Source organism: Kitasatospora sp. NBC_01246 (assembly GCF_036226505.1).
Lineage (GTDB): Bacteria > Actinomycetota > Actinomycetes > Streptomycetales > Streptomycetaceae > Kitasatospora.
The window spans coordinates 2414758-2434557 of record NZ_CP108484.1 but is presented as its reverse complement, the minus strand read 5'-3'; the positions used below and the strand labels follow the sequence as shown (position 1 = coordinate 2434557).

Sequence of the window (19800 nt, the reverse complement as noted above, 5' to 3'; positions counted from 1 at the left end):
GAACGAATGAAAGTGTGTTCATATGTTCCTGTATCGTGGCGGACATGTCCGCCACCGTGCTCACCCGACCGCCGGTCCCCACCGCCCCCGCGACGGCGCCCCCGCGCCGCACCCGGGTGCTCGCGCTGCCCGAGGCCCGCTGGGCGGCCGCCGCCACCGCGGCCTTCCTGGCCGCCCTCACCGTGCGGTTGCTCGACGGCCCCGGGTGGGCGTCCGGGGCGCTGTACGCGGCCGCGTACCTGGCCGGCGGCTGGGAGCCCGCCCTGGCCGGGCTGCGGGCGCTGCGCGAGCGGACCCTGGACGTCGACCTGCTGATGGTGGTCGCCGCCCTCGGCGCCGCGGCCATCGGCCAGCCGCTGGACGGCGCCCTGCTGATCGTGATCTTCGCGACCAGCGGCGCCCTGGAGGCGCTGGCCACCGCCCGCACCGCCGACTCCGTCCGGGGCCTGCTCGACCTCGCCCCCGCCACGGCCTGCCGGCTCACGGCCGACGGCCGGGAGGAGACCGTCCCCACCGCCGCACTCGCCGTCGGCGACACCGTGCTGGTCCGCCCCGGCGAGCGGATCGGCGCCGACGGCCGGGTCCTCGACGGCAGCAGCGAGGTCGACCAGGCCACCATCACCGGCGAACCGCTGCCCGCCGCCCGGTCGGTCGGCGACGAGGTGTACGCGGGCACCCTCAACGGCGGCGGCGCGCTGCGGATCCGGGTCGAACGGGACGCCGCCGACTCCGTGATCGCCCGGATCGTCGCCATGGTGCAGGAGGCCTCCGAGACCAAGGCGCCCACCCAGCTCTTCGTCGAGAAGGTCGAACAGCGCTACGCCGCCGCTCTGGTGGCCGCCACCCTGCTGCTCTTCGCCGTCCCGCTCGCCCTCGGCGCGGAGCTGACCGCCACCCTGCTGCGCGCCATGACGTTCATGATCGTCGCCTCGCCGTGCGCCGTGGTGCTGGCCACCATGCCGCCGCTGCTCTCCGCCATCGCCAACGCCGGCCGGCACGGCGTGCTGGTCAAGTCCGCCGTGGTGATGGAGCGGCTCGGCCAGGTGGACACCGTCGCCCTGGACAAGACCGGCACCCTCACCGAGGGCACGCCGAAGGTCGTCGAGCTGCGCCCGCTGGGCGTCACCGAGGCCGAGCTGCTCTCCCTCGCGGCCGCCGCCGAGCACCCCAGCGAGCACCCGTTGGCCCGGGCGGTGGTCGCCGCCGCCCGCGAGCGCGGCCTGGTGCCGCCCGCGGCCACCGACTTCACCGCCACCCCGGGGATCGGCGTGCGGGCCGTGGTCGGCGGCGCGGTGGTCGCGGTGGGCGCCCCCGGTCCGTACCGCGGGCACCCCGCGGTCGCCGAGCTGGAGGCGGCCGGCCGCACCGCCGTCCTGGTGCTGCGCGACGGGGAGCCGGTCGGCGTGCTCGGCCTCGCCGACCGCCCGCGCGAGCAGGCCGCGGCCGCCGTCCGGGGCCTGGCCGCGCTCACCGGCCGCCCACCGGTGCTGCTCACCGGCGACAACCGGCTCGCCGCCGAACACCTCGCCCGGGAGGTCGGTCTGACCGACGTCCGGGGCGCGCTGCTGCCCCAGGACAAGGTGGCGGCGGTCCGCGAACTGGCCGACGGCGGACACCGGGTGCTGATGGTCGGGGACGGCGTCAACGACGCCCCCGCGCTGGCCGCCGCGCACAGCGGGGTCGCGATGGGCCGGGCCGGGTCCGACCTCGCCCTGGAGACCGCGGACGCGGTGGTGGTGCGCGACGAACTGACCGCGGTGGCGGCCGTGGTGGCGCTCTCCCGGCGGGCCCGCCGGCTGGTCGTGCAGAACCTGGCGATCGCCGGGGCGTTCATCACCGTCCTGGTGGTCTGGGACCTGGCCGGTACGCTGCCACTGCCGCTCGGTGTCGCCGGGCACGAGGGCTCCACCGTGATCGTCGGCCTCAACGGCCTGCGGCTGCTGCGCGAACGGGCGTGGCTGCGGGCCCTCCACCAGGAAGCCCCGGGCGCCGGGGCCGGGAACCACGAGGAGCGCTGAGCCGATGAGCCGTCGAGACCGCGAGCGCGGTGGCGGGAAGGGGCCCGCGGCCCCGGTGACCGTCACCGTCTGCCGGGGCTGCTGCTGCGGCACCCAGGAGAAGCACCCGGGCGTCGACCACGCGGGCCAGTACGAGCGGCTGCGCGAGGCCGTCGGTGGAGCGGGCAAGGTCCGCGCGGTCAAGTGCCTGGACGCGTGCGCGCACTCCAACGTCGTGGTGGTCGGCCCGTCCAGCGAGGGCCGCGCGGCCGGCGGCCGCCCGGTCTGGCTGGGCTGGGTGCTGGCGGACGACATGGTCGAGGAGATAGCCGAGTGGGTGCACGCCGGCGGCCCGGGCCTGGCCGAGCCGCCCGGGCTGCTCGACCTCCAGCAGGTCACCGTCTCCCGCCGGATCCGCGACGGCCTCCCGGGCTGAGGCGCCGGGAGCCCGGGCCCGGCGGCGCGCACCGGGCCCGGTGCGGGTGCCCGGCTCCGGGGCGGTCCGTCCGGCGAGCCGGGGCACTACCATTTACCGGGCGCCCCGGCTTGGGAGGAATCACGACGTGACCACGGTCTGCCGCATCTGCGCGGGCACCGGCCGCACCGCCGGTCTCAGCTGCCGCACCTGCCAGGGCACCGGCACCACCGAGGTCGGCGGCGGTGGCGGCAACTGCTTCCTCTGCGACGGCACCGGTGTCTACGTCCGCTACCGGGTCGACGCGGCCGGCGCCAAGCACGCCTACCGCGACGAGGTCTGCCGGACGTGCGACGGCACCGGCAACCGCGCCCCCTCCACCTGGGACGAGATCGCCCCGCCGCCGCGCTGAGGCCGTCGGCCGGCGGAGCCCTTCGTCTGCCGGGGCCCCGGCCGGTAGCGCAGGGCCCCGGCCGGTCCGCCTGCGCCCCGGCCGGTACGGCGGACTCTGCGACGGGGGATCAGGACCCGGGGGATCAGGACCCGGGCCGGGCCGGATGATCCGGCGGCCTCCGGCCGCCCGGGGCGACTTTGCCGAGACATGGTCGAACATTGGCGTTCGACTGACCGGCGCGCCGGGGTGCGTTCACCGCCTGTAGGTGTGCGGTCAACGCTGCGCTGGAAGAGTCCCGCCCATGGATATCCCCCACATGGGCGTGCCCGCGAAGCTCGCCGACCGCATGAGCATGGCCGAGCAGCACGAGTACCTGCGGGCCCGTTTCTCCCGCCGCCGGATGCTGACCGCCGGTGCCGTCGGCGTCGGCGCCCTGGCCGTGGGCGGTTCGCTGGGCAGCGGTGTCGCGACGGCCGCGCCGGCCTCCCCGCAGCTGCTGACCGGCGGCACGGCCGACGGCGTCGACGGCTCGCTCGTCGCCCCGATCGGCCGTCACCTCGCGTTCGGCCCCGAGCCGGACACCCAGTTCCGGGTCTCCTGGCAGGTCCCGGCCCCGGTGAAGAAGCCGTTCCTGCGCTACGGCAGGAACCCGTGGGACCTCGGCCACAAGGTCCAGGCCGAGGTGCGCGCCCTGCACACCCCCGCGCTGACCCCGACCGGCCAGCCGGTGGACCAGTACTACCTGCACGTCGCGCTGGAGGACCTCCAGCCCGACACCACGTACTACTACGGCGTCGGCCACCAGGGCTTCGACCCGGCCTCGCAGCAGGCGATCTCCACCCTGAGCACCTTCCGCACCGCGCCCTCGCGCGACCACCGCTGGGGCAAGGTGTACGAGCCGTTCACCTTCACCGCCTTCGGTGACCAGGGCGTCAGCGCGCACGCGGCCGGCAACGACCACGTGATCCTGGCCCAGAACCCGGCCTTCCACCTGCACGCCGGCGACATCTGCTACGCCGACCCGGCCGGCTCCGGCCAGGACGCCGACAAGTCGGTGTACAACGCCCGCACCTGGGACGACTTCCTGGTCCAGACCGAGACGGTCGCCTCGAAGGTCCCGTGGATGGTCTCCTACGGCAACCACGACATGGAGGCCTGGTACTCGCACCACGGGTACGGCGGCGAGAACAACCGCTTCTTCCTGCCGGACAACGGCCCGGACCCGCGGACCGTCCCCGGCGTCTACAGCTTCCGCTACAAGAACGTCGGCGTCATCTCGCTGGACGCCAACGACGTCTCCTACGAGATCCCGGCCAACCTGGGCATCTCGGCGGGCAAGCAGACCGCGTGGCTGCAGCGCACCCTGAAGGACCTCCGCAACGACGAGACCGTCGACTTCGTCGTGGTCTTCTTCCACCACTGCGCCTTCTCCACCACCCACCAGCACGCCTCCGAGGGCGGGGTGCGCGAGGCGTGGGTGCCGCTGTTCGAGAAGTACCGGGTGGACCTGGTGATCAACGGTCACAACCACGTCTACGAGCGCACCGACGCGATCCTCGGCAACAAGGTCTCCAAGGCGGTGCCGAGCGGCGCCACCGTCGAGCCGGCCACCGACGGCGTGGTGTACGTGACGGCGGGCGCGGCCGGCCGCAGCCTGTACAGCTTCGACGCCCCGGACACCTACGAGGGCCACGAGAACCGGCTGGACTCGGTGGACACCTACCACTTCGCCAAGGGCGGGGTGAAGGTGACCGAGAAGGTCGAGTGGTCGCGGGTCCGCTACACCGGCTACTCGTTCATCAAGGTCGACGTCACCCCGGCGCACCTGGGGCAGAAGTCGTCGATGAAGGTCACCGCGCTCGCCGAGAACGGCACGCAGGTCGACCACTACACGATCCTGCGCAAGGTCGGCGAGGGCTGGGACGGCACCACCGACGACGACGGCGAGGGCGGCGGCTGGGGCTGGTAGTCCGCCCCGCGCGCCCGGGGGCGCGGAGACCGGCCCCACGGGGCCCGGTGGCCCGGTCGGGAACTCCCGGCCGGGCCACCGGCGTGTCCGGGGCCGGCCGGGGACTGCCGCGTGCGCCACCTGGGCTCACCGCCGCCCGCCGGCGGGCCGGTCTAGCCGAGTGCGGCCAGTTGCGCCGCGAGGGTGTCGCTGTGCTGGAAGGTCAGCCCGGCGAGCGCGACGTGCTTCCAGCGGACCGTGCCGTCGCCGTCCAGGACGAACACCGAGCGGCGCAGCCCGAGCCCGGGCACCGCGATGCCGTAGGCGCGGACGACGGTCCGGTCCGGGTCGGCGAGCAGCGGGAAGCCCAGGCGGTGCTTGCGGGCGAACTGCTCGTGGCTGTCCAGCCCCTGCGGGCTGATGCCCCACACGGTGGCGCCCAGGCCGCGGAAGCGGTCCAGGTCGGAGCTGTACGAGCAGAGCTGCTTGGTGCAGACCGCGGTGTCGTCGCCGGGGTAGAAGACCAGGACCAGCGGGCCGCCCTTGGCTTCGGCGAGGCGGTACTCGCGGCGTTCGGCGGTGCCGGCCTGCTCGTCGAACAGCAGGCCGGGCAGGGTGAACTCGGGGGCGAGGGAGCCGATTTCGGGGGGTTTGGCCATCGCTGTGCGGTCCTCACGGGTGGGTGCTGGGGTCGCCGCCCACCCTATGCCTGGGTGACGGCCGGGCTCGTGATGTTGAAGAGTTGACGCCGGTCTGCGAAGGCTTCGCGACTGTCGTGCGGGAATATCCGACGGATCTTCACTTCATAACGAATCGAGCAGCAAGGTATCGAGTTTCCCTTCAGTTATTGACGGAATCGCCGAGCACGGCTTGACTCCGACCTCTGCCGCAAAGCCGCGGCGCAGTCAGGAGGCAGCACCCACCATGAACAGAACGACCCGTCGCGCGGGCGCGGGCACGGCCACGCTCGCGCTGGCCCTCGCCCTCGCAGCCTGCGGCCAGAGCGACGGAGCGGCACCGCACTCGGACGGCGTCGCCGGCAAGACCATCGGGCTGCTGCTGCCCGAGAAGACCTCCTCGACCCGGTACGAGGCCTTCGACAAGCCGCTGATCGAGGCCACGGTGGAGTCCCTCTGCACCGGCTGCGTCGTCGACTACGCCAACGCCGACGGCGACGAGACCGTCCAGAAGCGGCAGTTCGACGACCTGCTGGCCAAGGGCGTCAAGGTCGTCCTGCTCGACCCGGTGAACGCCAAGGTCACCGCCCCCTGGGTGGAGGCCGCCGCCGCCAAGGGCGTGAAGGTCGTCGCCTACGACCGGCTGGCGGAGGGCAAGGTCGCCGCCTACGTGTCCTTCGACAACCAGCGCACCGGCGAGATCCAGGGCCAGGCCCTGCTCGACGCGCTCGGCCCGAAGGCCGCCGCCGCCACGGTCGTGATGATCAACGGCGCCGAGTCCGACCCCAACGCGGCGATGTTCAAGGCCGGCGCGCACCGGTCGCTCGACGGCCGGGTCAAGAAGATCGGCTACGAGCAGTCCGGCGAGTGGAAGCCGGAGGTGGCCCTGGCGAAGACCAACGAGGCCATCCAGGCCCTCGGCAAGGACGGTTTCCAGGCCGTGTACGCGGCCAACGACGGCATGGCCGCGTCCGTCATCGAGGCGCTCAGGGCGGCCGGGATCAAGAACGTCCCGGTCGGCGGCCAGGACGCCTCCATCGACGCGGTGCGCCGGGTGCTGACCGGCGAGCAGTCCTTCACCGTCTACAAGCCGTACAAGCCCGAGGCGGACGCCGCCGGGAGCATCGCCGTCCAGCTGCTGAAGGGGATGGACATCAACGCGGCCGCCAACGCGGGGGTCGACAGCGGCGGGCAGCGGATCCCCTCGCTGCTGCTCACCCCGATCGTGGTGACCAAGGCGAAGGTGCAGGCCACGGTGGTCGGCGGCGGCCTGTACAAGGCGGCCGACATCTGCACCGCGCCGTTCGCGGACGCCTGCGCGGCGGCCGGCGTCAAGTAGGCGGGGGTGCCGGCGTCCGTCCGCCCCGGTGCTGTGCGGCAGCGCCGCCGCTCAGCGCCGGGGGCCGTACATGATCACGGCGACCCCGGCCAGGCAGACCAGCGCCCCGGCCACGTCGTAGCGGGTGGGCCGGAAGCCGTCCACCGCCATGCCCCAGAGCAGCGAGCCGGCCACGAAGACGCCGCCGTACGCGGCCAGCACCCGGCCGAAGTCGCTGTCCGGCTGGAGCGCGGCGAAGAAGCCGTACCCGCCGAGCACCACCACCCCGAGGCCGGCCAGCCACCACGGCCGCTCCTCCCGCACGCTCTGCCAGATCAGCCAGCAGCCGCCGATCTCGGCGAGGGCGGCGAGGGCGAACAGGGCGGCGGAGCGCAGGACCGTCATGGTCGCCAAGCCTACGAGCCGCGGCGGGCGGGGCCCGTGCCCGCGTCGCCGGGGGTGCGGGGGCTCCCGGACCGCCGGCGACCGGGGCGTCAGGTCTGGCGGTAGGTGGCGAGGAAGCGGCCGATCCGGTTGATCGCGGTCTCCAGGTCGTCGGCCCGGGGGAGGGTGACGAAGCGGAAGTGGTCCGGGCGCGGCCAGTTGAAGCCGGTGCCCTGGACGACGTGGATCTTCTCGCGGAGCAGCAGGTCCAGGACGAACCGCTCGTCGTCGACGATCCGGTGCACCGCCGGGTCCAGCCGGGCGAACGCGTACAGCGCGCCCTTGGGCTTCACACAGCTGACGCCGGGGATCTCGTTCAGCGCCTTGTACGCGACGTCGCGCTGCTCGGTGAGCCGGCCGGCGGGCAGGACGAGGTCGTTGATGGACTGGTGGCCGCCGAGCGCGGCCTGGACGGCGTACTGGGCCGGGACGTTGGGGCAGAGCCGCATGCCGGAGAGCATGGTGAGGCCCTCCAGGTAGTCGGTGGCGTGCTGCTTGGGCCCGGAGACGACCAGCCAGCCGCTGCGGAAGCCGGCCACCCGGTAGGACTTGGAGAGGCCGTTGAAGGTGAGCGTCAGCACGTCCTCGGCGAGCGCGGCCAGGCAGTGGTGCTCGGTGTCGTCGTAGAGGATCTTGTCGTAGATCTCGTCGGCCAGCACCATCAGCTGGTGCCGGCGGGCGAGGTCGAGGATGCCCTCCAGCAGTTCCTTCGGATAGACCGCGCCGGTCGGGTTGTTGGGGTTGATGACGACGATGGCCTTGGTGCGGTGGGTGATCTTGGCCGCGATGTCGTCGAGGTCCGGGTACCAGTCCGCCTGCTCGTCGCAGGCGTAGTGGACGGCCTTGCCGCCGGCCAGCCGGACCACGGCCGTCCAGAGCGGGTAGTCGGGCATCGGGACGAGCACCTCGTCGCCGTCGTCGACCAGAGCCGTGACGGCCATCTGGATCAGCTCGGAGACGCCGTTGCCGAGGTAGACGTCGTTGACGGTCACTCCGGCGACGCCGCGCTGCTGGTAGTACTGCACCACCGCGCGACGGGCCGGCAGGATGCCGCGCGAGTCGCTGTAGCCGTGGGCGTTGGGCAGGTTGCGGATGATGTCCTGGAGGATCTCCTCCGGCGCCTCGAAGCCGAACGGCGCCGGGTTGCCGGTGTTCAGCCGCAGCACGCTGTGCCCGGCCGCCTCCAGCGCATTGGCCTGGTCGACCACCGGGCCCCGGATCTCGTAGCACACACCCGTCAGCTTGCTGGACTGCCGAAACTCCATCTGAGGCCTCCCGACCGGTCAACCCGCACGTTCTGCTCGCTTTGTTCTACCAAGTAAGCACTTGGAAAGTCCAACCTTTTGGCTATGCTGATCCACATGTCACGCCGAAGCTACGACCAGTACTGCGCCGTCGCCCGCGCCCTGGACGCGGTGGGGGAGCGCTGGAGTCTCCTGATCGTCCGTGAACTCCTCGCCGGCCCGCGCCGCTACACCGACCTGCACGCCGACCTGCCCGGCGTCTCCACCGACATCCTCGCCGCCCGGCTCAAGCAGCTGGAGGGCGAGGGCCTGGTGCTGCGCCGGCGGCTGGAACGGCCGGCCAACGCCACCGTGTACGAGCTCACCGAGCGGGGCGTGACGCTGCGCCGGGTGGTCGACGCCCTGGGTGCCTGGGGCCTCGACCTGCTCGGCGAGCAGCGGCCGACGGACGCGGTGCGGGAGCACTGGGTCACGGGTGCGGACGGCGCGGGCGGCGCGGAGGCGGACGGCGGTGGGGTGGCCGGACCGGACGGCGGGCGCGAACTGTCGGCGGACGGTGCGGTGGTGGCGGGCTAGGGTGCCGCGGGAGGCGATCTGCGGGTGCCGTCCGGCGCACCTCGCGCGGACGTCGCCTTCGCCCCTCGAGCCCGTCGACGCCCGCGATGACGGCTTCCGCCGGCCGCTGACGGAGGAGGGCGGGTACGCGACCGGGGACCGGATCCCCGACGACGCGTGGCGGCCGGCCGACCTCCCGGTCCGGCGGAGCCCGGTCACGGACCGGGCTCGCGCAGCTCTCCGCGAGAGCTGCGCGAACCCCTCGGTACCGGCGGCGGATCCGTGACGGCTCCGGCGACCAGCTCCCCCGTTGCTGGTCGTCGCTCCGCGCCGGCGGTCGGGTGACCCGGACGAGTGCGGCCGCGGTGGTGCACGGGCCGCGGCCGGTCCTGTGCTCCGGATGCCCTCCTCAGCTGGTGGTGCCTGCCGGGCGTCCCCTCCCGGCCCGACCCACTCTGGCGCAGGCCGATAAACGGCCGGTCGGCGTTCGGTTGCCGCCGCCGTTGATTGGGGCCGATCCGGCCCGTTGCCCCGGTCCGGCTGTCGGGCTCGCGCGGTGCCGGGGGTGTCCCCGGCAGCCGGTGGAGGTGCGCGTACGATCGTCGGGCCATGGAGAACACAATGGAGAAGAGCGCGCCCGGCGCGCCCACCGAGCCCACCGGGTACACCAGTTACGTCGCCGTCGGGGACTCCTTCACCGAGGGCATGTGCGACGACCTGCTCCCCGACGGCCACTACCGGGGCTGGGCCGACCGGGTCGCCGACCGGCTCGCCGCCGAGCAGCCGGCCGGCGCCTTCCGGTACGCCAACCTCGCCGTCCGGGGCAAGCTGATCGGCCAGATCCACGACGAGCAACTGGCCACCGCCGCCGCGATGCGCGCCGACCTCGTCACCCTGGCCGGCGGCCTCAACGACGTGCTGCGGCCGCGCTGCGACATCGCCCAGGTCGAGGACCTGCTCGGCCGCTCCGCCACCGCGCTGCGCGCCACCGGCGCCACCGTGGTGCTGTTCACCAGTACCGACCCCACCCGACGGATGGCGGGCAGCACCCGGCTGCTCCCGGCGATCCTGCGGATGAAGGCCTTCGTGCACGAGCTCGGCCAGGACCGGGGGATCGCGGTGGTCGACCTCTTCTCCGCCCCGTGCTTCGACGACCGCCGCCTCTGGGCCGAGGATCGCCTGCACCTCGGCCCCGAGGGCCACCGCCGGGTCGCCGAGGCCGTCCTGGAGGCGCTCGGCCGCCCCGCCGCCTTCGACTGGCGCGCCCCGCTGCCGGTCGCCGCCCTGCCGGGCCGGGCGGAGAAGCTGGCCGCCGACGCCCGCTGGGCCCGGACACACCTCGGCCCCTGGATCGGCCGCCGCCTCACCGGCCGCTCCTCGGGCGACGGCCGCCCGCCGAAGCGCGCGGAGCTGCTGCCGTACGAGGGCTGAGCGTTTCCCGGGTGCCCGGGCACCGGGTCGGCCGTCGCCTCACCGGCCGTGGCCCGGCCGCCGCCCGGGTGGCGGCCGGGCGCCGGAGCGTGCGGAGCGGTCGCGCTACGAGGGCTGAGCGGTTCCCGGCTCGCCGGGCACCGACCGGGCCAGGAAGCGCTCGGCCTCCCGACGGAGCGGTGGGGGCAGCCCGACCGATTCCGCGAGGATCTGCCGGAGCCGGTGCCCGAGTGCGGGCTGACGGCTCCAGACGTCCGGACTCCTGGTGAGCACGGCGTGGAGCAGGTCGCCCTCGTAGAGGTCGCCCGCCACCATCGGGTCGTCCCGCAGGACGTCCAGCGTCCGTGGCAGGAGGTGCGGCAGGCCCACGGCCTGCCGGATCAGCAGACGCAGGTCCTCGACGGTCAGCTCGCCGACCGGCTTGCGCCGCAGGGCGTGCGCGGTCGCCACCAGCCGGGTCGCGCCGACCGGGAGGTCCGGCCCACGGCCGCTCTCGCGGTCGGGTTCGCGGTCGGGTTCGCGGTCGGGTTCGAGGTCCGTCGGGGAGGGGTCTCGGTTCACCGGACGACTGCAGGCGGGGCCGCCGCGGCCTCCTGGGGTCGGCCCGGTCGGCCCCGGAACCCGGTCAGCCCCGGAAGAGGTTGTGGCCGACGTCCGACGGCACCTCGTCCTGGTACCCCGTGCTGCCCGGGCCGGGCACGTGCTCGCCGGGGACCGGCTCGGAGCTCTCCCGGTGCAGCAGCACCACGCCGTCCTCGGACCAGACCTGCCGGTAGCCGTGTGCCAGCAGCAGTTCGATCCGGGCCGCCTGCTCGCGGTCGGTCTTGAACGGGAACGCGCGCTTGTCGGCGCGGATCAGCACGTACTCGCGCCCGCGCGGGGTGCCGTCCACCAGCACCACGTCGGTGCGGGCGGTCAGCCGGGGGGCGGCCTGGTTGTCGGCCTCGACCGTGACGCCGTCCGGGATCCGCTCGGCGCCCCGGATCAGCGCCGCCTCGCTCGGCTTCGCCTGCCAGTAGGCGGGGACGAACAGGCCGGCCGCCCCGAGCGGCAGCGCGGCCGCGATCGTCACGGCGGCCGCCGCCACCCCGAGGCGGCGCGTGCGCACGCGGTCGTGCCGGCGGCCCAGCACCTCCAGCGCCGCGACCAGCAGGACCGGCCAGAGGAACGCGTCGTAGTGCCGGGCGATCGACCAGTGGTTCGGGTTGCTGGAGAGCACCCGCTCCGCCAGCAGCGGCAGGGCGCAGAGCACCGTGGCGGAGCGCAGCGGCAGAAGGAACAGGGTGCCGAAGATCCAGAGCAGCAGCAGCGGCTTCAGCGGGGCGTCGAAGGCGGCCGACACCAGCAGCGTCGGGTCCGCGAGCACGCTGGAGGCGGCGTCGCCGGCGTCCGTCCCCAGCGAGCCGTAGTTCCAGTAGTAGCCGGGCACCCCGCCCATCGCCGGTACCAGCCAGGCGATCGCCACCACCGAGGCGAGCGGTCCGCCGAGCAGGAAGCCGGTGCCCCAGCGGAGGGTCCGCCGGCGCCGGTCGCGGTCCTCGTCCCGGCGGGCCCGCAGCAGCAGCACCAGCCCGTACGCGCCGACCGCCAGCCCCAGGTCCTCCTTGGTGCAGCAGAGCAGCAGACCGGCCAGCGCCGCCGTGCCGTAGCGGCGGGCCAGCCCGCGCTCCAGCATCAGCAGGGTGAGCGGGACGGCGAAGGCGACCTCGTGGAAGCCGCCGCGCGAGGCCACCAGCAGCGGCCAGCCCAGCCCGTAGGCGAGGCCCGCCAGGTCGGCGGCGCGGCGGGCGGTGCGCGGGTCGGCGTCCGCGAAGCAGCGGTCGGCGACCCGGCGGACCAGCGGGACCCCGGCGGCGAACAGCAGTGCCTGGCCCACGAGCAGCGAGCGCGGGTCGTCCCAGAGCCAGTACAGCGGCGACAGCAGCGCGATCACGGGGGAGAAGTGGTCGCCGAGGAGCGAGAAGTCCGGCGGGAACTCGTGGTGGAAGCTCTTCAGCGACGACACCGGCAGACCGAAGTGCGCGTAGCCGCGCACGCCCTGGTCGAAGATGCCGAGGTCGAAGCCGCCCAGCTGGGCGGTGGTCCACTGCTGGGCACCGATCGCCAGGCAGACGGCGAAGCAGAGCAGGGTGAGGGCGGCGGCACGGGCGCGGGGCGGGAGGCGCAGGGCCGCCGCCGCCTTCGCGGGGGTGGGGTCGCCCGCGGTGCGGGCGTCCTCGCTCTCGGTGTCCGGGTACGGCGTGACGTCGTGCCGGGACATGCCTGATTCCTCCACTGTTCGGTTGCTCCGGTGCCTGCGGTGCCCCCGATTCGTACGGACCTTCGTACAGATCCCGAACCGCACCGGCCGACCACACTAACGGACTGCCGCTCACCGCCCCCCGGTTCCCGGGCCGCCCCGGCCCCGGCGCCGTGTCGGTACGCTCTACGACGGGTCCCGCGCACTGCGCGCGAGCCCCCGGCAGGCCCGGCATCCCCTGGCCGCCCCTGCCGTCCCGCGGACCCGGACCGCCCGGGCGCCGCCGTACGGAGGAACACCAGCACAGTGACCGAGCCCACGCCCGCCCCGATCAGCCTGCTGTCCGACTGCGGGAGCTGTTTCGGGCTGTGCTGCGTCGCGCTGCCGTTCGCGGCCGGCGCCGACTTCGCCGTCGACAAGGCGGCCGGCACCCCGTGCCGCAACCTGCAGACCGACTTCGGTTGCGGCATCCACGCCCAGCTGCGCGACCGCGGTTTCCAGGGCTGCACGGTCTACGACTGTTTCGGGGCCGGTCAGCGGGTCTCCCAGGTCACCTTCGGCGGCCGGAGCTGGCGCGAGGCACCGGAGGACACCCGGCGGATGACCGACGTGTTCCCGGTGGTGCGGCAGCTGCACGAACTGCTCTGGTACCTCACCGAGGCGCTCTCCTACGAGCCCGCCCGCCCGCTCCGTGCCGAGCTGCGCCGGGCGCTCGCGGAGACCGACCGGCTCGCGGCCGGCACCCCGGCGGAGATCCTGGCGGTGGACGTGCCCGCCCACCGCCAGGAGGTGAGCGAGCTGCTGCTGAAGGCGAGCGAGCTGGTCCGGGCCGCCGTCCCGCGCCGCAAGGAGCACCGGGGCGCGGACCTCTTCGGTGCCCGCCTGCGCGGCGCCGACCTGCGGGGCGCCAACTTGCGCGGGGCGCTGCTCGTCGCGGCCGACCTCTCGGGCGCGGACCTGCGGACCGCCGACCTGATCGGCGCGGACCTGCGGGACGCCAACCTGGCCGGCGCCGACCTCACCGATGCGCTCTTCCTCACCCAGGCCCAGCTCAACGCCGCCCGTGGGGACGCCGCCACCAAGCTGCCCCCCGCCCTCGCCCGCCCCACCCACTGGCCCGCCACGGCCACCACCCCGGCGGCCGCCGACCGCCGCCCCCCGCGCAAGCCCCGCCCCGGCAGCCCCGGCAGCCGCCCCCGCCGCCGCTGACGGCCAGCCGGGGGCGAGGGGCGCGGGCGCGGGCACGGAACGTCGAGCGGGCCGACCGCCTGCGCACGGGATCCTGATTCAGAGGCCCGGTGCGGGTGCCGGTACCGGAGCCGGACCGGCGCGGCGGGCGTGCTTCGTCGCGGCTCCGAGTGCGGGTGCTTCGCTCTGATCGGTGGTGCGTGGGAAGTCGAGTGGGTCGACTTCCCACGCACGGGCGTGGACGGCCGGAGGGCGGGATTCCTGGTCAGTACTGCGCAGGACGTCGGACGGCCCGACGAGTCCCATTAGGTCAGGACGTTCTGGTCTGTCAGGGGGCGGGGGCGCAGGAGGGCGCACGTGGTGCCGGCCAGGAGGGTGAGGGTGACGGCGGTGAGCGCCTGGGGGGATGCGGCGGGGTGGAGGGGCCAGGCCCAGGGTTGGGGGCGGCCGTCGGGGTGCCAGCCGGCCGCCGCGCAGAGCAGCGGGACGGCGGCGATCGCGGCGGCGGCCGGGCGGTGACCGATCAGCGGGTGCAGCAGCAGCGCCGAACCGAGGTAGCCGGCGATGTTGCGGGCGAGGACGAGGGCGAGGTCGTCCTGGCCGGCCGCGTGGGTGAGCAGGCCGAGCGCCGCGCCCGCCGTCGCGACGGCCAGGGCGAGTGCGGTGTCCAGCCCGCGCAGGAAGCGTCCGGCGACGGCCTCCGTCCGCAGGTCGCCCCGGCCGAGGCCGTGCAGCAGGAACGCGGCGGGCAGCAGCGTGATGATGTGCCCCACCAGGAAGTGGCCCGCATGCCCGTGCAGTGCGGGCACCGGCAGTTCGCCGTCGCCGATGAGCAGGCCCACCGCGAACGTCCCGGCCAGGGCGGCGACGACGGCGGGTACCGCGCGTGCCTTGCACCACCAGATCACCGGTCACCGCCCGGGGGCAGTGCGGGTGCCGCGGTGTCGCAGTGGCGCAGGGCCTCGGTGGCCGCCCGGTACCAGTCGAGTTGGGCTTCCCGGGGGAGCCGCAGCAGGTGCCCGGCGAGCGCGGCGTCCTCCGCGCCGAACCGACCCCGGGCGGCGGGCGCCGCTCCGTCCGGGGCGGCCTCGGCGGTGAGCCAGGCGGCCACCGGTCCGGCGGCCGCGCCGGCCGGGTAGGGGGCGCCCGCCCGGGCGCAGTCCGGGGTGCGGGGGAGCAGCCCGCCGACCACGCCGGGTGCCACGTCCTGCGCGCGGGCCGTGGTCGGGACGCCCAGCTTGGCCTCGCCCGGCCCCGGCCGGGCCGCCATGGTGAGCGTCGCGGGTACCGGGACGCCCCGCTCGGCCAGGGTGGTGACGACCCGTCGGGCCTCCGTCCGGACCAGGTCCGCACGGGCGGTGCCCAGCTCCGGCCAGAGGCAGATCCGCGGCCGGCCGTGGTCGCAGACCAGCGCGGTGCCGGGCCGGTCCAGTACGGGCTCGGGTCCGAGCCCCCGGGCGAGGTGGGTGGCGAGCGTGATCCCGCCGGCCGTCACCGCCAGCGCGACGGCGAGCGCGGCCGGCGCGCCGCGGTACCGGATCACCAGGACGGCCGCCGCGCACACCGCGCCCGAGAACGCCAGGGCGCTCAGCACGGCCTTCTGGTCGAGGACCTGGTCCACGGCGCAGCAGTCGGAGAGCCCGCCGCCGACCAGGTGCCGCAACCAGTAGGTGGTGGACGAGGCCGGGTAGGCGTTCAGCACGAAGCTGCTGACCAGGGCCAGCGGCACCGCGACCACCGGTACCAGGACCCGCCCGACGATCGAGCCGACCAGGGTGTTGGCGAGCAGCAGCCCGGCCCAGGCGGCGAACAGGCCGGGCTGCGGCGTGCCGGCCACCGTGCCGCCGGCGGCCGCGGCGGCGCCGACGGCCGCGGCCATGCCGAGTCCGCCCATCACCACCACCGGGAGCAGGACGGGCGCCGTGATCGCCAGCGGCGACCGGACCGGTGAGCGGTCGAAGACCCGCCCCCGGTGCAGTCGGCCGCCCTCCCAGGCCCCGGCGGCCGCGCAGGCCGCGCCGGCGAACGGCAGCGCGATGCTCGCGTGTCCGGTGGCGGAGAGGCCGTAGGCGGGGGTGACCCAGTCGGTGATCTCGTCGCCGAGCGCGACGAGCAGGAAGCCGACCAGGAACGGCAGTGCCCGCAGTCCGGCGGAGGTGCGGAGGACGGTGCGCAGCAGCACGTCAGGCCTCCCGCTCGACCAGGTGCGTGTAGGCGGCCTCGGCGCCCTCGCCCCGGCCGGGGGCGAGGGCATGGAACTCCTCGATGCCGCCCTGGAACCGGACCCGGCCCTGGTCCAGCACCACCACGTGCCGGTAGCTCGTGGCGAGGTCCTCGGTCTGGTGGGTGGAGACGATCACGCTCACCTCGGTGGTCAAGTCCTCGACGAGGGTGCGGAACATGCCGCGCTGCGCCGGGTCGAGCCCGGCGGTCGGCTCGTCCATCAGGATCAGTTCGCTGCGGTGCGCCAGGCAGCCGGCGATGCCCAGCCGGCGCAGCTGCCCGCCGGAGAGCCGGTGGCTGCGCCGGTCGGCGAGCGAGGCCAGCCCGACCCGGTCCAGCGCGCCGGCCGACGCGTGCCAGGCGTCGGCGCGCGACATGCCCTTCAACCACCCGCTGTACGCGACCTGTTCGCGCACGCTGAGCCCCGGGACCGGGGTGACCTGTTGCGGCAGCCAGGCCACCGCCCGCCGGTAGGCCGCCCGGTCGCCGTGCCCGGTCGGGGTGCGTCCGCGCCAGGAGACCGAGCCCCGGCGCGGGGCGAGTTGGGAGGAGGCCAGGGCCATCAGGGTGGACTTGCCGGCGCCGTTGGGGCCGAGCAGGACGGTGGCCGGATCGTCGATCCGCAGGGCGAAGCCGGCGAAGAGTCCGGCTTTCCGGCTGTACTGGAAGTCGACGTGGTGGAACTCAAGGGACATGGCGGGGTCGACGCATTTCGCTCGGTGGGTGCGGGGGCGATACCGGGGGAGGGGAGGGAGGCGGGTCGGCGGGCGGGGTCTCCACCGGCACCACGGGTCGTCGGGAGGCCGGGGAGTCCCGGGAAGTCGGGGAACGCCCGGACTTCCCGGGACTCCGGTGGGCGGGCCGGGCTCAGTACTGGGTGCTCACCGAGTCGACCCAGAGCTTGCCGCCGGCGCGCACGCCCTCCAGCGCGAAGTAGTACTCGCCGGAGCTCTGGTCGCCCCAGACGGAGGTGTCGCACCGGTTCAGCCGGTACCCGTAGGCCCGGTCGGGGCCGACGACGTCCTTGTAGAGCTGGAGATCGGCGTTCTTGAACTCGTTGGTGTCGGTGGTGCAGCCCTTGAACGACACCGTCGTCACGGCGTCGTCCCGGTCGTAGTCCGTCCACCGGCGGGACTCGGAGCCGGGCCCCCAGTTGCTGATGTGGGACGTCCAGGAGCCCTCGGCGAGGGCCGGCGTCGCGCCGGCGAACCCGAGCAGCGCGCCGGCCACCAGAATGCCGCGCACGAGCGTGCGGTGCTTTGCGTGCATATCCCGTCCGATCTTTTCGGTGACGCCACGGAGGGCGTCATGCAGGCAAAAAGAAGCGAGCGGAGGTTCGACTGCCATCGGCCTTGATCACCCGATCGGACGAGCCGCCGCGGAAACGACCTTAGCGTGCACGAACAGCTGCCAAGAACTATTGTTTCCGGCCATTCGGAGGGTGGGGGTGATAGGGCCGGGGCTTGGCAAGCCGGTGATACGAAGTGCTCGAAGATTTGCTTGGCCGACGGGAAGTCGGCCAAGCATTTCCGCAGATGTCCTCGGATGAGCGAAAGGTTGTTCAGGTCTAATTTTGTAGGATTGTCATTTGAAACATGGGGTGGCTGGTTCCCGCCGCCCGTCGGCTATTCGGTGAGCAGCCGGGAGCGCAGTGTGCCGATCAGTTCTTCGTCGACACCGAGTGTGCCGGTGGCATAGGCGCGCACCGAGCCGTGGGCGGCGGTGAGGTCGGCGAGCACGTGCCGGATCACGTCCTCCGGCGCGCGCCCGTACCCCGGCCAGCGCAGCGTGCGCCCGGGGTTGGCGGCGTGCCAGTCGGCGACGAGGTGCGGCGTGGCCAGTTCGGTGAGGGCGAAGTCGGCCGCGATGTCGACCTCGGGGACGTCGAGCAGGGTGAGGAGCAGTGCGGCGATCAGCCCGGTGCGGTCCTTGCCGGAGGCGCAGTGGAAGACCACCGGGTGGTCCGCGGCCGCGACCAGTTCGATCACCTGGCGGATCTCCGCCACCCCGTCCTCGGCCACCTCGGCGAACCGGTCCGCGAGGTAGCGCCAGGGATCGACGTCCGGGTCGATCTCCGCCTGGTCGTACGGCCGGTGCTCGATCGAGAGGTTGTGGTAGGCCACGCCGTCCATCACGGGTATCCGCCCCTTGGCGGCGATCTCCCACGGGTAGCGCAGGTCGATCACGGTGCCGATGCCGAGGCCCCGGAACACCGCGAGGTCCTCGGGCGAGGAGAGCTTGCCCAGCGAGTCCGACCGGTAGAGCCGGCCCCACCGGACCGACGATCCGTCAGAGTTCCGGTATCCGCCCATGTCACGGAAGTTGTGCAGGGCGTCGAAGGCGATGTGTCGCGTCATGGCCGCACCCTACCGACCGCCGCTCGAGTGTCCTGGTGTGAGGATCCGTCATGACATCCATGTGGGAGTGCCGGACTCTCGCGGCTGTGTCCGTGGTCCGCGTTGCTGGACGACCGGCGCGGACGGTGCCCGTGCCGGTTGCGCCGGATCCGCCGCCACGGCGGGCTGCGACTCCGCGGCCGCGACTTCGGCGGCCGGAGGTTCGGCGCTCTCGGTGGTCGGGGCGTCCGGTGGAGTGTTGGGGCTTCGGACCGCCCGCAGGGTCGAGACGAGCCGCAGCGCGTCGACGAGACCGTGGCGGTAGGCGAGCAGGAGGAACGTGATCAGGGGCACGGTGAACGCCGCCAGAGGTGCGTTCACCGGCGCCGGAAGCCCGGCCAGTCCAGCCCCTACGGCGAGCGCGGTGGTGAGGAACAGGGCGGCGACGACCGCGAGAGCCAGCCGCTTCCCGTCGGTCCGGTCCGGCGACTCAGGGGCCTCGACCGGGAAGCGCGGCGGCGCTCCGATCGGCCCGAGCAGGTCGGTGAACCGTCCGTCCGCACTCTGCCGGGCGATGGCGGACGCCAGCGCGGCGAGTCTGTGGATGGCCTCCTCGCGCTCGGGAAGCAGTCGATCGGCGGTGCTTTCGAGGAGTGCGGCGACATCGCGTGCATGGCTGCGCAGAGCGTTGCGGGTGGAGGCCCGTGCCCCGAAGTCGCCGGCGATGTGACCTGCGGCGTCGACGACGGCCTGCCCGAGCGCTGCGGCCTTCTTGCTCAGTTCGGCGGCTTCGGGGTGCCCGGCCCCAGGCCCCAGAGCCCGTGCACAGGCGCTGAGGACGTCGAAAGAGGGAAGGAGGGCGCGGTAGCACCGCTTGACCCGGACGCCTTCCCGGGCATTGCTCACGGCCCGGACCACCAGTAGGGCGAGGACGAAGACTGCGACCATGGCACTGAATGTGACCTTGTTCTGATGGGTGGGGCAGGCGGAGAGGGCTTCACCCGGCCCCGGTAGCCGTCCACCGGGGATGCAGGAGCCCTGGGCGGTAGCGAGGACTGCGCCGACGACCAACGCCGCCAGCATGGCGACCATCAGCAGTACCAGGGGCCTTTCCTCGGGAAGGTCGTAGGTCAGGGAACGACGCAGTCGGTCGGCGTCGAAGGGAGCCTGTCCGAGAACGCGGAGGTCTCGTGCCGCCGTATCCATGCGTTCTTCGGTGAACCGGTGGTGGAGATGGCGCAGTGGACGCCACAGAGGCGGTGGCGTGATGGTCGCCCTGCTCTCGCCGATCGTCATGGCTCACAGTTTGCCGCTTCTGCCTGGCGGTAGCTGCCCAGATCGCCCTGGAAGGGAAGTCGGACCGGCTGTCTTTTTGAGGACGTCTGCCCGCA

Annotated in this window: 18 protein-coding genes and 1 pseudogene; 8 read left to right on the top strand and 11 right to left on the bottom strand. The window is 73.9% G+C overall.

The window, feature by feature from the left end:
• Positions 1 to 44 precede the first annotated feature (44 nt).
• The 4 genes from OG618_RS10645 to OG618_RS10630 all read left to right on the top strand — a co-directional run bounded on the left by OG618_RS10645 (position 45) and on the right by OG618_RS10630 (position 4775).
• The gene (locus OG618_RS10645; protein ID WP_329487103.1) at positions 45 to 2018 is read left to right on the top strand and encodes a heavy metal translocating P-type ATPase; all 1974 of its coding nucleotides are present in this window, start codon (positions 45 to 47) and stop codon (positions 2016 to 2018) included.
• A gap of 4 nt (positions 2019 to 2022) precedes the next feature.
• Complete coding sequence (locus tag OG618_RS10640; RefSeq protein WP_329487102.1) at positions 2023 to 2433, top strand: (2Fe-2S) ferredoxin domain-containing protein; 411 nt, start codon at positions 2023 to 2025, stop codon at positions 2431 to 2433.
• Between the two features lie 127 nt (positions 2434 to 2560).
• Positions 2561 to 2824 carry a hypothetical protein gene (locus OG618_RS10635; protein ID WP_329487101.1) on the top strand — a complete coding sequence of 88 codons (264 nt, stop codon included), beginning with the start codon at positions 2561 to 2563 and terminating at the stop codon, positions 2822 to 2824.
• 283 nt (positions 2825 to 3107) lie between these two features.
• Complete coding sequence (locus tag OG618_RS10630; protein ID WP_329487100.1) at positions 3108 to 4775, top strand: purple acid phosphatase family protein; 1668 nt, start codon at positions 3108 to 3110, stop codon at positions 4773 to 4775.
• A 152-nt stretch (positions 4776 to 4927) separates the two neighbouring features.
• On the opposite strand, the gene OG618_RS10625 is transcribed toward OG618_RS10630, so the two are convergent.
• Positions 4928 to 5413: a peroxiredoxin gene (locus OG618_RS10625; protein WP_329487099.1), complete on the bottom strand. Its 486-nt coding sequence runs from the start codon at positions 5411 to 5413 to the stop codon at positions 4928 to 4930.
• Between the two features lie 265 nt (positions 5414 to 5678).
• Here OG618_RS10625 and OG618_RS10620 point away from each other — a divergent pair, with 265 nt between their 5' ends.
• Positions 5679 to 6770, top strand: coding sequence for a sugar ABC transporter substrate-binding protein (locus OG618_RS10620; RefSeq protein WP_329487098.1), 1092 nt, complete (start codon positions 5679 to 5681; stop codon positions 6768 to 6770).
• A gap of 51 nt (positions 6771 to 6821) precedes the next feature.
• Here OG618_RS10620 and OG618_RS10615 read toward each other — a convergent pair whose 3' ends face one another.
• Together OG618_RS10615 and OG618_RS10610 are read right to left on the bottom strand one after the other, a co-directional pair.
• On the bottom strand, positions 6822 to 7154 hold the full coding sequence (locus OG618_RS10615) for a YnfA family protein (RefSeq protein WP_329487097.1): 333 nt from the start codon (positions 7152 to 7154) through the stop codon (positions 6822 to 6824).
• 89 nt (positions 7155 to 7243) lie between these two features.
• Positions 7244 to 8458, bottom strand: a complete 1215-nt coding sequence (locus tag OG618_RS10610; protein ID WP_329487096.1) for a pyridoxal phosphate-dependent aminotransferase — start codon at positions 8456 to 8458, stop codon at positions 7244 to 7246.
• A gap of 96 nt (positions 8459 to 8554) precedes the next feature.
• Here OG618_RS10610 and OG618_RS10605 point away from each other — a divergent pair.
• Positions 8555 to 8905, top strand: a pseudogene (locus OG618_RS10605) (winged helix-turn-helix transcriptional regulator); the annotation flags it as partial.
• A gap of 696 nt (positions 8906 to 9601) precedes the next feature.
• Positions 9602 to 10423 carry an SGNH/GDSL hydrolase family protein gene (locus OG618_RS10600; RefSeq protein WP_329487095.1) on the top strand — a complete coding sequence of 274 codons (822 nt, stop codon included), beginning with the start codon at positions 9602 to 9604 and terminating at the stop codon, positions 10421 to 10423.
• 105 nt (positions 10424 to 10528) lie between these two features.
• On the opposite strand, the gene OG618_RS10595 is transcribed toward OG618_RS10600, so the two are convergent.
• The gene (locus OG618_RS10595; protein WP_329487093.1) at positions 10529 to 10984 is read right to left on the bottom strand and encodes a contact-dependent growth inhibition system immunity protein; all 456 of its coding nucleotides are present in this window, start codon (positions 10982 to 10984) and stop codon (positions 10529 to 10531) included.
• 64 nt (positions 10985 to 11048) lie between these two features.
• On the bottom strand, positions 11049 to 12683 hold the full coding sequence (locus tag OG618_RS10590; RefSeq protein ID WP_329487092.1) for a DUF2079 domain-containing protein: 1635 nt from the start codon (positions 12681 to 12683) through the stop codon (positions 11049 to 11051).
• A 285-nt stretch (positions 12684 to 12968) separates the two neighbouring features.
• On the opposite strand from OG618_RS10590, the gene OG618_RS10585 reads away from it, so the two are divergent.
• On the top strand, positions 12969 to 13871 hold the full coding sequence (locus OG618_RS10585) for a pentapeptide repeat-containing protein (protein WP_329487091.1): 903 nt from the start codon (positions 12969 to 12971) through the stop codon (positions 13869 to 13871).
• A gap of 284 nt (positions 13872 to 14155) precedes the next feature.
• Here OG618_RS10585 and OG618_RS10580 read toward each other — a convergent pair whose 3' ends face one another.
• From OG618_RS10580 to OG618_RS10555, 6 genes are all read right to left on the bottom strand, one after another.
• Entirely contained in the window at positions 14156 to 14758 is a 603-nt protein-coding gene (locus tag OG618_RS10580) for a hypothetical protein (protein WP_329487090.1), read from the bottom strand.
• Positions 14755 to 16032, bottom strand: coding sequence for a DUF7224 domain-containing protein (locus tag OG618_RS10575; RefSeq protein ID WP_329487089.1), 1278 nt, complete (start codon positions 16030 to 16032; stop codon positions 14755 to 14757). The genes OG618_RS10580 and OG618_RS10575 overlap by 4 nt, the downstream gene beginning before the upstream one ends.
• A 1-nt stretch (position 16033) precedes the next feature.
• A complete protein-coding gene (locus tag OG618_RS10570; RefSeq protein ID WP_329487088.1) occupies positions 16034 to 16768 on the bottom strand; it encodes an ATP-binding cassette domain-containing protein in 735 nt (244 codons plus the stop codon).
• 172 nt (positions 16769 to 16940) lie between these two features.
• Positions 16941 to 17342 (bottom strand): hypothetical protein, encoded by a 402-nt coding sequence (locus OG618_RS10565; RefSeq protein WP_329487087.1) that lies wholly within the window; start codon positions 17340 to 17342, stop codon positions 16941 to 16943.
• Between the two features lie 356 nt (positions 17343 to 17698).
• Positions 17699 to 18430, bottom strand: a complete 732-nt coding sequence (locus OG618_RS10560; RefSeq protein ID WP_329487086.1) for a tyrosine-protein phosphatase — start codon at positions 18428 to 18430, stop codon at positions 17699 to 17701.
• Positions 18431 to 18478: 48 nt separating this feature from the next.
• Entirely contained in the window at positions 18479 to 19705 is a 1227-nt protein-coding gene (locus OG618_RS10555; protein ID WP_329487085.1) for a hypothetical protein, read from the bottom strand.
• Positions 19706 to 19800 lie beyond the last annotated feature (95 nt).